Raw genomic sequence first — 14,494 nt, 5'->3', positions numbered from 1 at the left:
CTCTCTCCTGTTCCGCCCTCCTGTCGTCGGGCCGGCCGTGCGGCGCGCCGGATCGCCATGTCCCTTGCGCTGTTCCGCCAGCTCTGGTGATGGCAGGCACGCCGCGGCCGTGCACCGGAAAAATCACCGCGGTCGCGACATTAATCCCCACGCTCCCCGCCGATCCTGCCGCAGCCGGAACGAACCGCGCGATCCGGCGGTTTGCCCGGTCGAGAGGACTATTCGCATGAACGCCAGCGCACGGCTCACCACCCTCACCCGGCTCGGCTTCGCCACGCGCGGCCTGCTGTACCTCGTCATCGCTTTCCTGATCCTGCGCACCGGCCGGGCGGAGGATCCGGCGGGCGCGCTTCGCTACCTTGGCGAAAGCGGGGGGCAGTTGCTGCTTGGCGTGATGGCCGCCGGGCTGATCGGCTATGGCATCTGGCGCTTGTCGGACGCCGCCTTCGATATCGAACGCCACGGCACCGACCGGCACGGCACGCTGGAACGCGTGGGCGCCGCCGCCAGCGGTGTGGTGCACCTGTTCCTGGCGTGGCAGGCGATCCGCCTGATGCAGGGCGCGGCCTCGTCCGGCGACACCACGCAGGAGGGCGCGCAGACCGCGCTGTCGCTTCCGGGTGGCAGCTTTCTGGTCATGCTCGGCGGGCTGGTGCTGGTCAGCGTCGGCATCCTACAACTGGTAAAGGCGGTGAAGGCGAAGTTCCTCGAGTATCTGGACCCCGCCGTGGCGCGTCAGCCCTGGGCGCAGTGGAGCGGGCGGATCGGCTATGCCGCGCGCGGGCTCGTATTCATGATCACCGGTTATTTCCTGCTGCGCGCCGGGTTTGAGGAACAGGGCGAAGCAGCGGGCGGCATGGACAAGGCGCTCGCCTGGCTGTCCAGTCCGTGGGACGTCGTGGTGGCGGTCGGGCTGCTCGGCTTCGGCATCTTCGGCCTTGTCGAGGCCCGCTATCGCCGCCTTCACGATGCGCCGGTCGACGGCATGGTGCGCCGCGCGATGGGCCGCGCCTGACACGGCCTCGATGTGCCATGGCGGCGCGCTGTGCCATGGAAGGGCGATGAACCCGATCAGAATCGTCGTCGACGCGGATGCCTGCCCTGTGAAGGAGGAGATCTACCGCGTCACCTATCGGCTGGAGGTGCCGGTCACGATCGTCAGCAACGCCTATCTGCGCGTGCCGCAGCACCCGCTGATCAGCCGCATCGTCGTGGACGGCGGGTTCGACGCGGCTGACGACTGGATCGCGGCGCATGTGGATGCGGCAAGCGTCGTCGTCACCGCCGACATCCTGCTCGCCGATCGCTGCCTGAAGGCCGATGCCGGCGCGGTGATCGGCCCCAACGGCCGCCCCTTCACCACCAGCTCGATCGGCAATGCGGTGGCCGTGCGCGCGATCATGAGCGATCTGCGCGCGGGCGGCGACCGGGTCGGCGGCCCGCCCCCGTTCGGCAAGGAGGATCGTTCCCGCTTCCTGTCCGCCCTGGACGAGGCGGTCACGCGCCTGCAGCGGCTGCGTCGCGGCTGACGGGCAGGGATCGCGGCAGCGCGCTCGGCCGCGATCGGGCCGGCGTCCGGATCCATCGGGTGTCGCTGGCATTCATGACAGTCGGGCGCTAGGCGCCGGGTTGCGCAGTCGGAGCCAGCATATTGTCGATCGAAGTTTCCGCGAATGAAGCCTTTTCGGACGTCTTCGTCGGCGACAGCGAAATGGCGCAGCTCATGCGCTCGCACGATTGGGCCGCCACCTCGCTGGGAACGCCGGATCGCTGGCCCACCGCGCTCAAGGTCGCGCTTCGCCTCCTGCTCACGTCGCGCTTCGAAATGTGGCTCGGCTGGGGCCCGGACATCAATTTCTTCTACAACGATGCCTATCGCCCGACGCTCGGCACCAAGCATCCCCGCTCGCTCGCCGTTCCGACGCAAACGCTCTGGGCCGAGATCTGGGACGACATCAAGGACCGGCTCGCCACCGTTTACCAGACGGGCGAGTCAACCTGGGATCGCGCCCTGCTCCTGCTGCTGGAGCGCAACGGCTATACCGAGGAATCCTACCACACCTTCTCCTACAGCCCGCTGATCGGCGATACCGGCCGGGTCGAGGGCGTATTCTGCGCCGTGTCGGAGGAAACCAACCGCGTCATCAGCGAACGGCGCCTCGCCGCCCTGCGGGAGCTCGCCTCCGGGCTGGCCGCCGCGCAGGAACAGGCGGAAGTGTTCGCCGCCATCGGCGCCGCTTTGTCGTACAACGACCGCGATCTGCCCTTCAGCCTCGTTTATCTGTTCCAGGACGATGCCGCGCCCGCGCTGGTGGCGTCCGCCGGCATCGCCCCGAATCATCCGCTGGCCGCCGCCGATCACTGGAACCTCGCGCGCGCATCTGCGGGCAAGGGTGCGATCGTGGAGGAGGCGCCCGCCGGCGATCTGCCGCACGGCGCCTGGACCAGGCCGCCCCGCCACGTCGCCATCGTGCCGCTCGCCGGCCGGCGTAATCACCGCCCGCGCGGCGCCATCGTGGTCGGGCTTAATCCCTATCGTCCGGCCGACGACGATTATCTGAGCTTTCTGGAGCTGCTCGCCGGCCAGATCGCCTCCCGCCTCGCCAGCCTCGAGGTGATGGAGCGCCGCACCCGCGAGCGGGACCGGGTGCACGAACTGTTCCGTCAGGCGCCCAGCTTCATGTGCATCCTGGCGGGGCCGGAGCATCGCTTCGAACTGGTCAATGATGCCTATCTGCGGCTCGTCGGGCACCGCGACCTGATCGGGCTGCCCGTCCGCGAGGCGCTTCCGGAGATTGCAGGGCAGGGCTTCTTCGAACTGCTCGACGGCGTGTTCGCCAGCGGGGAGCCGTTTGTCGGGCGGAACTTGCCGGTCGCGCTTCAGCGTACGGCCGGCGATGCGTCGGAGGAGCGGTTCGTCCACCTCGTCTATCAGCCGACCTTTGACTCGAACGGCGCCGTGACCGGCATCTTCGTCGACGGCTATGACGTCACCGACCAGAAAAGCGCCGAGGATCAGCTGCGCCAACTCAACGATACGCTGGAACAGCGCGTCGCCGAGCGGACGGAGGAGCTGCGCATGGCGCTGGAGCAGCTTCACCGCGAGGCGCGCGAGCGCGAAACGGTTGAACAGGCGCTGCGGCAATCGCAGAAGCTGGAGGCGCTGGGCAAGCTCACCGGCGGAGTCGCCCATGATTTCAACAATCTGCTTCAGGTGATCAGCGGCAATCTCCAGCTGCTGACGCGCGATGTGGCGGGCCAGCCGCGCGCGGAAAAGCGCGTGGAAAATGCCATGGCGGGCGTGATGCGCGGTGCGAAGCTCGCCTCGCAGCTCCTCGCCTTCGGCCGGCGCCAGCCGCTCGAGCCCAAGGTGCTGAACCTCGGCCGGCTCGTCGGCAGCATGGACGATCTGCTGCGCCGCTCGCTGGGCGAGGATGTGGAGATCGAGACGATCATCGCCGGCGGACTGTGGAACACGCTGATCGATCCCGGCCAGATCGAGAACGCCATCCTCAATCTCGCGATCAACGCGCGCGATGCGATGGCGGGCGGCGGCCGGCTGACGATCGAGGCCCGCAACGCCTATCTCGACGACGATTATTGCCGCCAGCATGATGATGTGCAGCCGGGGCAATATGTGATGATCGCCGTGACGGACACGGGATCGGGCATCCCGCGCGACATCCTCGATCAGGTGTTCGAACCGTTCTTCAGCACCAAGCCGGAGGGCAAGGGCACCGGGCTCGGCCTGTCCATGGTCCATGGCCTGGTCAAGCAGAGCGGCGGCCATGTGCGGATCTACAGCGAGGTGAACGAAGGCACCACGATCCGCCTGTACCTGCCGCGCGCCGTTCAGGACGAGGATCTGATCACCGATACCAGCGCTGCGCCGGTACGCGGCGGCTCGGAAACCGTGCTGGTGGTGGAGGATGATGACGGGGTGCGCGACACCGCCGTCGCCTTGCTGACGGAACTTGGCTATCGCGTGCTGAAGTCGCGCGACGCGGCGAGCGCGCTCAGCGTGATCGAAAGCGGCATTCCGATCGACCTGCTGTTTACCGATGTGGTGATGCCCGGCCCGCTGCGCAGTCCCGAACTGGCGCGCAGGGCGAAGGAGCGCCTGCCGCAGCTCGCCGTGCTCTTCACCTCCGGCTATACCGAAAACGCCATCGTGCATCACGGCCGCCTCGATCCGGGCGTCGAGCTGTTGTCCAAGCCCTACACGCGCGAGGCACTGGCGCGTAAGGTCCGCCACGTCTTGGGCAAGGATGACGAGGCAGGCGCAACCCCGCTCCGGAGCGATCCGGCGCCCGAACCGCCAGCGCAGCCTTCGTGACCTACCAACAAAGACCGCTGCTCCCCGGCAAAGGCCGGGGCCCAGTCGGGAAAGCGCCAAGCCCTCCTGCACATCCCCGCCTCAGCGAACCGCGCACGAACCTGAAGCCTTCCCCTCGATCCGTTCGCCCCGGGCCAGGGCCACACAAGCTGCGTCATCCCGGCCCTGCGCCGGGATCCATGGCTCCCCGAACGCAACGGCTAGAGATGAGCGCACCCTCCCTGCCGGAAACGCCTGTCCCCTGCCACCGCGGCAAAGAGCGACCCCCACCCACCCCGCGCTTGCCGCTTGACGCGGCAAGCATCCACGGCCGATCAAGACTGCCATGTTCAAGCACTTCGCCACCTCGCTCACCCTGGTCGCGCTTGCCGCCGGGGCCTCTGCTCAGACGACCAGCCCCGAACAGACCAGCCCCGCACCGATCGGCAAACGCCAGGTGGGCACCGCCACCCTCTCCGGCGTGCCTGAGATACCGGCCGACGTGCGTGAGGCGGTGCAGCGGTATCAGAACAGCCGCGCCGCGCAGTTCGAGGATTGGCTGCCCGATGGGTCGATGCTGATCGCCACCCGCTTCGGCGCGACGCAGCAGCTTCATCACGTGGCGAAACCCGGCGCCGCGCGCACCCAGGTCACCTTCGGGGCGGAGCCGATCGCCAGCGCCACAATGATCCCCGGTACCGACCGTTTCGTCATGATGCGCGACACCGGCGGCGACGAATGGTTTCAGCTCTACACGCGCGGCCTGACCGGCACGGCGCAGCAAGTGACTGAGCCCGGCACGCGCAACCAGTCTGCCGTGTTCAGCAAGGATGGCACCCTTCTCGCCTGGGCGCGCGCCACCAAGGGGAGCGCCGCCTATACGATCCTCGGGCTGGATCCCAAGGCCGGCGGCACACCGCGCACGCTGTATCAGGCCGACGGCGCCGTGGGCCCGGCCGACATCGCGCCCGACAAGTCGCGCCTCGTCTTCGTGCGCAGCCTGTCGAACCGCGAGGACCAGCTGTTCGAGCTCGATCTCGCCACCGGCAAGGCGCAGCGCATCGCGCCCAAGGCGGCGGCTGCGGTCTATCAGGAGCCGCGCTACCTGCCCGGCGGCAAGTCGCTGATCGCCATCTCCGATGCCGGCAGCGACACGCGCCAGCTGGTCGAGATCGACATCGCGACGGGTGCGCAGCGCGTGCTGACGCCGGGGCTGAAATGGGATGTGGAAAGCTTCGACCTCACCGATGACGGCCGCGTGCTCGCCTATGCGGTGAACGAGGACGGCTTTTCGCGTGTGGTGGTGCAGGATCGCGTCACCCGCCGCGCGCTGCCGCAGCCGACCGTGCCCAAGGGCGTGCTGACGGCGCTGAAATTCTCGCCCGATGGACAGCAGCTCGCGATCGGCCTCACCTCCGCCACGTCTGCCGGCGACGTATGGAGCTGGGACGTCACGGGCGGCGCGCTGACACGCTGGACCAGCTCGGAGCTGGGCGATCTCGATCCGGCGACGCTCGCCGAACCGGAACTGATCCGCTTCAAATCGTTCGACGGCCTCTCCGTCCCCGCCTTCGTCTATCGTCCGAAGGGCGTGGCGCCGGGCACGCGCACGCCGGTCATCATCGACATTCACGGTGGACCGGAATCGCAGACCCGCCCGATCTGGAATTATGGCGCGCAATATTTCGCCGATGTGCTGAAAGCGACGGTGATCCTGCCCAACGTTCGCGGCAGCGACGGCTATGGAAAGCGCTATCTCAATCTCGACAATGCCGAGAAGCGCGAGGATTCGGTGAAGGACATCGGCGCGCTGCTCGACTGGATCGGCCAGCAGCCGACTCTCGATGCGAAGCGCGTCGCCGTTTATGGCCAATCCTATGGCGGCTACATGAGCCTCGCCGTGATGACGCATTATTCCGATCGCCTGGTCGGCGGCGTTGAGCGCTACGGCATCAGCAACTGGATCACTTTCCTTGAACGGACCGAGGCCTATCGCCGCGACAACCGCCGCGCCGAATATGGCGACGAGCGTGATCCCAAGATGCGCGCGGTGCTGCAGCGCGTGTCGCCGATCGCCAGCGTCGATCGCATCAGCAAGCCGATGCTGGTGATGCAGGGCGCCAACGACCCGCGCGTGCCTCAGCTCGAATCCGATCAGATCGTGGAAAAGCTGCGCGCGAACGGCAATGAGGCCTGGTACGTCCTCTTCGCCGACGAGGGTCATGGCTTCCTGAAAAAGCCCAACAACGATCTGCGCCGCGAGGTCGAGACGGTGTTCCTGCGCCGCCTGTTCGACCAGCAGTCGCGCTGAGCGACACTGCGGCGCGGTTCTCGAACGACCCGCGCCGCTCGTCCGCCATCCCCAAAACTCTATTGGTCGAAGTCGCTTCGGCCCGGATCGGTGCCGTGCAGCTGCGCCCACAGCTTGCGCGTCCCCGCCTCCTGCGCGCGGTTCACATATTGCGACGCGACCAGCCATCCCTTGATCGGCCGCAGCGGCAGCAAGGTGCCGAGCGCCATGAACGGCACCGATGTGAGAAGGTGCACCCAGGCCGGCGGATCGAACGCCACCTGCACCCACACCACGAAGGCGATCAGCGGCAGCGCGCATATGCATAGTGAAAAGAACGCCGGCCCGTCGTCCGGTGCAGCAAAACGATAATCGAGGCCGCACGCGTCGCAGCGATCCACAATCGTCAGCCAGGATCGGAACATCTTCCCCTGCCCGCAACGCGGACAAAGTCCCCTCCAGCCGCATCGCATGATCCAGCGAAACTTGGCGCCATCCGTGTCGTGATCGGGCGGGGCAGAATGATCGTGTTCCACATCGCCGACATAAGCCACCTGTCCCACGACAGAATTGGACAAATTGTCCCTGTGCCGTGCCGGAGCTGACCGGCAGGGCTCACGGCGCAGCAATCATCATGCTGCGCCGTGAGGCCCGATCCGTCGCCGCCTTCGATCAGAAGCGCAGGCGGACGCCGGTGGTGATCGCTTCCTGATGATCGTCCCGGCCGGTCTGGGCGGATGCGGTGCTGAACAGGTCCAGCCCGCTCGTCAGGCGATAGGTCAGCCCCGCCGATACGGTGCCGACCGCGCGTGCACGCGACGCACCATAGGCCGTCAGCGACAGCGGCCCGCCGGCATAGCCCGCCACCGCGTCGCTACGTCGCCCCTCGATCTGATAGCGCACGCCCAGCCCGACGAACGGGCGGAACGCTGCGGTCGAGGCGTCGCTCCGCGCCACCGTCAGCCCACCGTCGATGAAGCCCGCAACATGCCGGTCGCGCGCCACCTGAAGCGCGAATGCGCCGCCATCCTCGTCCACGCCATCGCGCGTGGTGCGCAGATAGGTAACGCCCGCGCGTGGACGCAGCGACCATTCGGCATCCATGTCGATCGCATAGCTGACCGACAGGTCCGCGGCAAAGCTGCGCAGATCATAGCGCCCGCTCGCCCGCGATGCGCCCGGCAGGGCACGCGTGGTCGTGGCCTCGCCCCCGTCATAGAGCAGCGACGCCGTCAGGCCGAGACCGTTTGCCGCATAGCGCGCATGAACGCCGCCGACGAAGCCGTCATTCTCGGTCTGCGCACCCAGCGCGCCGATCGTCTGGCGCGAATCCAGATAGCCGCCAAACACACCGACCGAGAAGTCGGCATTGCCGTAGCCGACGCCGCCGAGGAAACCGTAGCCGCGCGTGCGCGCCGCCGCCGTCCCCTCGTCGGTGTTCGCGCCCAGCGAATGCCATTGCCCGACGATCTGGCCGAAGGTGAAGGGCCCCGCGTCCTCCCGGGCAGTAGCGAACGCCGGCCCGCGTGCGGCACTCGCCAGCGTCAGCGCATTGTCGACGCCGGCCTGCGTTGCAGAGGCATAGGCCTCCGGCGTCAGCTGGGCGAAGGCGCGCGGATCGGATGCGCCACCGGCGGCGAGCAGCGCGGGAAGCGCCGCGAACAGGTCGCTGGTCGCCGGCTGCACCTGCAGCGTGGCGTTGGCATAGTTGATCGATCGCGCCACCTGCGGCGTGAAGCCAGCACCTCCCAGGAACTGTCCGAGCAGCTGGATGCGATCCGCCCGCTGGATGACGAAGCCGAACAGGTTGTCGGGCTTCAGCACATTGCTGTAGCTGCCGGTGATCCCCCCGCTTGCAACGATCAGGTCATAGGAGACGCCGGGGCGGATCGTGCCGCTGGTCGCCAGCTGCAGTGTCGCGCCCGCAGCGATGTTCAGCGATCCGTTCACCTGCAGGCGATCGGCGCTGGTGGACGCGATCTCGAACAGCGAAACCGACCCGGCGGCGAGCGCCACATTGCCGTTGACCGTCATCGTGCCGATGCTGGCGCCTGGGCTGAGCGTGCCGGCAACGGTGACGTTGCCATTGACCGTTCCGGCCGAACCGAAGGTGGCGCCGGGCGCCACCGTGATCTGCCCGGCATTGATCGTCGATCCTGCCAGGCCCGCCAGGCGGCCGCCCGACAGGTCCGCGATGCCGAGCCCGGCGACGCCAGAGATGGTGACGAAGCCGCCCGTCTGGACATAGCGCTCGATGCCGCTGACGCTGCCGAACGCCACCGGCGCAGCCGCGCTGCCGCCCGACACGCTGATCGTGTCGTTCCCTGCGCCGCCATCGACGCTGCCGATGAAGCGACCGGCGATCGTGAACCGATCGTCGCGCGCGCCAAACTGCACGTTGGCCGCGCTGACCATCGCGTCGCTCGCCAGCGTCAGGTCCGTCGCGCTTTCGATGCGCTGATAGGCATGGGTGCCCGCCAGCGTCAGCGTGCCCGTGCCCTCGCTTGCGAGCAGTTCGAAGTCGGTAAGCGTGCCGCCCGCCAGCGTGCGGTCGCCGGCCATCTCAACTGTGGCGATGTCCATGCCGGCACCGCCCGATACGCTGCCCGCCACCAAAGTGCCGACAAGCCGCAGGCGATCGTCGCCCGCGCCCAGATCGATCGCACCGACCAGCCGGCCGCTGGCCGCGAGCGTCAGTTGCTGCGCCCCGTCGCCGAAGGTCAGCGGGCCGCCTTCGGAGCCTGCCAGCGTGCCCGTGACGATCATCGATCCGCCCGTCAGTTCGAGCTGCTCGAAGCCGGTTGCCGTGCCCGCCAGCAGGATCGGCCCGTCGGCCGTGAAGCGCAGCGCGTCGTTCCCTGCGCCGCCCGTGTAGCGCCCCGCGGCTTGCGCGACGCCCAAGGCGAGCCGGTCGTTGCCGCCGCCAAGGTCCACCGCGGCAAGATCGCCGTCGACGGTGAGCGTTTCGGCGAGATCGCTGCCCGTCACCTGCCCGATGCCATAGCCGCCGAGCGTCAGGTTCACCCCGGCTCCGGACAGCGCCAGATCGTCGAACTGCTGATCGAGCGCGAGCGTCAGCGTGCTATTGCCCTCCACGGCCAGCCGTTCGAAGCCGGTGCGCTGGGCAATGCCGCTGCGATCGCCCGAGAGGACGACGCGATAGAGATCGCTTCCAGTGCCCCCGTCAACACTCACGACGCTGCTGCCGGCGTGATCGACATAGACGTCGTTGCCGCCGCCCAGCACCGCCGTGCCCAGGATCGTGCCACGATTGTCGAGCGTTTCGCCCGCATCGCTGCCGGTGATGGTGACCGCGCCGTCGCTTTCCAGCGTCTGGCCCTCGGCGACGGTGATCGTGCCGCCGGACAGGCCGATGGTGTCGAAACGGAACGTCCCGGCATACGTGACGTTGCCGTCGCCCATTTGCGAGAAGCGCTCGAAATTGACGAACTGGTTGCCATTCACGGTGCCACCGCCGGTGGCATCGACGATCAGGCTGTCGCTGCCGACGCCGCCGTCCACCGTGCCCGTCAGGATCGCGCTCGCACGCTGCAGGAAGGTGTCGTCGCCCGCCCCCAGGAACACGTCGCCATCGATCCGGCCGTAATTCTCGATCCGGTCGTCGCCCGCACCAAGTGCAATGGACCCTGTGATCGTGCCGGTGTTGACCACGCGATCACTGCCGGTGCCGGTCGTCTGGATCGCGCCGGCCAGATAGGTATTGCCGGACGACAGCGCGAGACTGTCGTTCGCGGCAAGCACCGTCCCCGCCCCGCCGGTGATCGTGCCGCTGTTGGCAAGGTCAAGCGCCACCTCGCGGCCCATGATCGCGACCGATCGCTCGCCGGTCGACTCGATCGTGCCGGCGTTGGTGATCGTGGCGATCGTTGAGTTTTCGCCCGGCATGCCGATGTACGTTGGAAGCCCGTCAAGCCACAGCGCTGCGGCAGGGCTGGTGTAGCGATAGGTGTCGCCATACCAGTCAACATAGCTGCCCTCGCTACCCCCGCCGTTGGCGCGCATCGTGCCGGCATTGCTGACCTCGATCGCCGCAGTACCGGGCTGGCCGTAATAGTCGGTAAACCCGACATAGGCACCCAGCCCGCCCTGACCCGTGGCCTCGATCGTGCCGCTGTTGTCGAGGACCGCACGGCCAGCAACGCCGTTGGACGCGTCGACACTGATCGACACACCCGCCGCATACAGGCCGTCCGCGGTGATCACGCCGCTGTTGGTCAGCGACGCGGTGCTGGTCGCAATTGGTGATTGTTGGTCGGGGAAGAGATAATTCTGTTGCAGGGCAACGCTGATCCCGCCGGTGATCGTACCGCTGTTGATCGCGTCTACAGCGCTGGCGTAAGAGCCGGTCAGCCCCACTGCCGGCGCGCCGCTGGCAGTATCCGACGCCGCGATCGTGCCGCTATTGTCGAATGCCAGCGTATCGGACGACCACACCGAGACGGCATAATTGTCCGGCACCGTGCCGGTAATCGCGCCCGTGTTGGCGAAGCTGCGCGCACTGCCGTTGAAGCCGCCTTCGATCGTACCTTCGTTGGTAAAGGCGATCGGACCGATCAGGTCAGCGCTGGTGAAATCGTATCCGTAGTAATTGCTCGTGCGTACAACACCCGTGACCGTCGCTGTATTGACGATCATGCCATCGCCCGACAGCGTCAGGTCACCCACAAACGGCGCCTCGGCGCGCACCGTCACCTGCGTATCGCTGCCCAGTGCGCGCACGCCGAGTGCATCGAACGTCGGCACAGTGATCCCGCCCAGGGTGACCGTGCTGCTTTCGCGGCGTGCATGGATCAGGGTGTTTGTTCCCGTCCCCGCATCGATCGTGCCGCTGATCCCCGTCTCGTCACCGAACAGGATCAGCGTGTCGTCACCCATGCCGAAGCGCAGGTCGCCCGTCAGCGTTCCGCCGTCGGCGACGTAGATCATGGAGCCGTAGGAATAGGTGGCCGCCTCAACGTTGCCGATGATCGCGCCACGATTGACCAGCGTTGCCGGGCCGGACATCTGCACCGCCGTCGCGCCGCTGATCGTGCCGCCCGCTTCGTTGGTCACCGTGCTATAATAGCCAGCGACGATGGCCGTCGCGAGCTGGCTCTCGATGGTGCCGCTGTTCGTCACCTGCGTCCGGGAGCCATAGCCGCTCTGCACCGCCACTCCGTCGGCCCGGATCGTGCCGCTGTTCGTCAGGGTGACGAAGTCGCTGACGCCCGTGGCGGTCGCCGCCGTACCAGACGCGGTGATCGTGCCGCTGTTGATCACGTCTTCCGCGCCAGTGATCGCCGCGCCACCGCCCGTCACGCTGATCGTGCCGCTATTGGTGACGCTCGCCCCGCCGAAGATCCCCACGGCGGGATAATAGATGCCCGGCGCGTTGATGACCGTGATCGTGCCGTTGTTGGTCACGTCGGTCGTGCTGCTGGGATAACCCGATCCGGCGAAGATCGCCGCGGTCAGATTGTAGCTGTAGTTCTGCGCACTCGTGGTCAGCGTCAGATCGCCGTTGTTGACGATCGCCAGATCGTCCTCCAGCTCATCTCCCTCACCCGTCAGCTGCGCGGTGCTCAGGATCACGGTGCTGATCAGCGAGCGATCGGTGGTCGAGATCGCGCCGTTCAGCGTCACCGTGCCGACGCCGGTCAAGCCGATCGTGGTGGTGATCGGGTTTGCGGCGGTCAGCGTCAGCTTGGCGTCATCCGCCAGCTCGTACGCCAGCCCCTCGAAACCGCCGGTCAGCGTGAGCGCCGCATCGGCGTCCGCATTCACGCGGTAGCGCAGCGTGTCATAGCCGGCGCCTGCGTCCACGCCGCCGGTCGCGCCGGCCAGCGGCCGCGCCGGATCGGCGCCCATCGTCACGACCAGCTCGTCGTCGCCCCCGCCCAGCCGGATCGCGCCGGTAACGGTTCCGCCATCGTCGACGAAGAGGTCGCCGGTGGAATCATACGGGGTGGTCGCGGCGAAATCGACCGTCCCGTTGATGGTGCCCGCATTGAGGAGGCGCGCCGCGCCGTTGCCGCGAGCGACTGCGGCGGTGCCGCCGGTGATTGTGCCGCTCGCGCTGTTGATCAGCGTTCCGCCCAGCGCGACGCCGACGCTGCCACCTGTGATGGTGCCGTTGTTCGTGAACCTGCCGCCCGACATGGACACGCCGGTCGTCGCCCCGGCGATGTCGCCGTCATTGACCGTTTCATAGCCACCCGAATAGCCGATGCTGACAGCCGTCCCGGCGGTGGAGCGGATCGTGCCGGTGTTCGTCAGCGAGCCGTTGGAATCGAGCAGCACGCCAGTGCCGCTCGCAGTAATGGTGCCGCTGTTCTCGACCGCGCCGTAAGACCGCACCGCGCCGCCGTTGACCGCCGTGATCGCGCCCGTGTTGCGCACCGTCTGCGGCGTGCCCACCGCGAATTGCTCAGCCCCGCCTGCCGCATCGAAGGTTGCGGTGATACTGTTTTCGTTGACGATCGTCTGGCCGTAGGTTGACAGGCTGCGGATCGCCGGCCCGCGCGTCACCAGTGCCGCCTGGTTGATCACGGTTCCCGCGCCCGAGACGGAAAGCCCGCTGCCGCTGGCGAAGCTGGCTGCGATTGTGATCGTCGGATCGTTGGTGAGATCGAGGCCGAGCAATTCGAAGTTCGTCGGCAGCACCGCCGTGGCCAGCGTCGCATCCGCATCGATCCCGATCGACAGCGTGTCGGTGCCGGCGCCGCCATCGATCGCGCCGGTGATCGAGGCAACCTGGCCGGTCGCCGGATCGAATCGCGCGCGCAGCAGGTCGTCGCCCGCACCGAGGCGAAGGTCACCGTTGATCGTGCCCTGACGGGTATCGATCGTGCTGCCCTGGCTGGCCGAGCCAGTGGAGATCACCGCTCCGTTGATCGTGCCCATGTTGGTCAGCACAAGCATGCCGCTGGTGGTGATCGCCACCGCGCTGCCGCCGATCCTCCCGCCGGCATTGTTGGTGACGCCCAGATAACCGGTGCCGCTCAGCGTCGCCGCCGTGCCGCTGGAAACGATCGTGCCGCTGTTCACGATGTTCGCGCCGCTCTGGGTCGTGGCCAGGGCGGAGCGGCGGCCTCCATTAATCCGGCCATCGTTGGTCAGGTAGGAAATCCGGCCGGAGATCCCGCCGCCGATCGTTCCCGATGCGCTGTTTCTGATGGTGATGCCGTCCACGCCGCCACCTTCGGCCAGGATTGCCTCGCCTGCCGTGCCTGTGATCGTGCCGGCATTGTTGATCGATCCCGAGACCGATCCGTCAAGGGCGGACGCACGGCGGAACACGATCGCATTGGCCCCCGTCACCGTACCGCCGCTCTGCACGGAAATTGCGGCGTTGCCGGGCCGGGGATAGGTGACGGTGGTGCCCGGCGTGCAGGTGCCCACCGACGCGCCCGCATAAGGATCGCATGGACCGACGACCGAAAGTCCGCTGGTCACGAGGATGCCGGTCTTCGCCTGCCCGTCGACCAGGCCAGCGATCTGGAGCGCCGTATCGCGGGCCTGGCTGGTGATCGCCGCATCCGCCGCGCCCGGCCGCACCGTGCCGCCGGCCGTCACCAGAACGCGCACATTATCGGTCGCGACGGTCAGGCCGTCGGTATCGGTGCCGGCACAGGTGACAGTGCCGTTCGGGGTTGCCGGATCCGGCACGCATTGCGCCGCCGCCGGCCCGCTGACCATGATCCCCAGCACGATCGCGCTCGTTCCCAGCGCATAAGCACGCACTCGCCGCCGACGCGACGCAACCCCCAGATACATGAATTCCCCCCACTTTACCGCCGCACGGTTAGGGGCACACCAGCAACCTGTCCAGTTGTTGTTCGCGCAGAACTTGAGCATCTCTGATGCGGGTGCAAAAACAACTAACCGAA

Annotated in this window: 6 protein-coding genes; 4 read left to right on the top strand and 2 right to left on the bottom strand. The window is 67.5% G+C overall.

The window, feature by feature from the left end; translation table 11 throughout:
* Positions 1 to 226 precede the first annotated feature (226 nt).
* The 4 genes from BMX36_RS21335 to BMX36_RS13310 all read left to right on the top strand — a co-directional run bounded on the left by BMX36_RS21335 (position 227) and on the right by BMX36_RS13310 (position 6,626).
* Positions 227 to 1,015 (top strand): DUF1206 domain-containing protein, encoded by a 789-nt coding sequence (locus BMX36_RS21335; RefSeq protein WP_177179137.1) that lies wholly within the window; start codon positions 227 to 229, stop codon positions 1,013 to 1,015.
* A 46-nt stretch (positions 1,016 to 1,061) separates the two neighbouring features.
* Complete coding sequence (locus tag BMX36_RS13320) at positions 1,062 to 1,529, top strand: YaiI/YqxD family protein (RefSeq protein ID WP_093066117.1); 468 nt, start codon at positions 1,062 to 1,064, stop codon at positions 1,527 to 1,529.
* A gap of 122 nt (positions 1,530 to 1,651) precedes the next feature.
* On the top strand, positions 1,652 to 4,336 hold the full coding sequence (locus tag BMX36_RS13315) for an ATP-binding protein (RefSeq protein WP_371262895.1): 2,685 nt from the start codon (positions 1,652 to 1,654) through the stop codon (positions 4,334 to 4,336).
* Between the two features lie 325 nt (positions 4,337 to 4,661).
* Complete coding sequence (locus BMX36_RS13310; RefSeq protein ID WP_093066115.1) at positions 4,662 to 6,626, top strand: S9 family peptidase; 1,965 nt, start codon at positions 4,662 to 4,664, stop codon at positions 6,624 to 6,626.
* 59 nt (positions 6,627 to 6,685) lie between these two features.
* On the opposite strand, the gene BMX36_RS13305 is transcribed toward BMX36_RS13310, so the two are convergent.
* Both BMX36_RS13305 and BMX36_RS13300 read right to left on the bottom strand, forming a co-directional pair.
* The gene (locus BMX36_RS13305) at positions 6,686 to 7,078 is read right to left on the bottom strand and encodes a DUF983 domain-containing protein (RefSeq protein WP_093066427.1); all 393 of its coding nucleotides are present in this window, start codon (positions 7,076 to 7,078) and stop codon (positions 6,686 to 6,688) included.
* Positions 7,079 to 7,277: 199 nt separating this feature from the next.
* The gene (locus BMX36_RS13300; RefSeq protein ID WP_093066113.1) at positions 7,278 to 14,381 is read right to left on the bottom strand and encodes an autotransporter outer membrane beta-barrel domain-containing protein; all 7,104 of its coding nucleotides are present in this window, start codon (positions 14,379 to 14,381) and stop codon (positions 7,278 to 7,280) included.
* Positions 14,382 to 14,494: the final 113 nt, after the last annotated feature.

The organism is Sphingomonas sp. OV641, assembly GCF_900109205.1.
Lineage (GTDB): Bacteria > Pseudomonadota > Alphaproteobacteria > Sphingomonadales > Sphingomonadaceae > Sphingomonas.
The sequence above is the reverse complement of the archived record's forward strand: the minus strand, read 5'-3'. Positions and strand labels throughout refer to the sequence as shown.

What these genes read in the sequence shown, in the direction of transcription:
- BMX36_RS21335 (WP_177179137.1), top strand. Translation starts at nt 227, where the DNA reads ATGAACGCCAGCGCACGGCTCACCACCCTCACCCGGCTCGGCTTCGCC.
- BMX36_RS13320 (WP_093066117.1), top strand. Translation starts at nt 1,062, where the DNA reads ATGAACCCGATCAGAATCGTCGTCGACGCGGATGCCTGCCCTGTGAAG.
- BMX36_RS13310 (WP_093066115.1), top strand. Translation starts at nt 4,662, where the DNA reads ATGTTCAAGCACTTCGCCACCTCGCTCACCCTGGTCGCGCTTGCCGCC.
- BMX36_RS13305 (WP_093066427.1), bottom strand. Translation starts at nt 7,078, where the DNA reads ATGCGATGCGGCTGGAGGGGACTTTGTCCGCGTTGCGGGCAGGGGAAG.
- BMX36_RS13300 (WP_093066113.1), bottom strand. Translation starts at nt 14,381, where the DNA reads ATGTATCTGGGGGTTGCGTCGCGTCGGCGGCGAGTGCGTGCTTATGCG.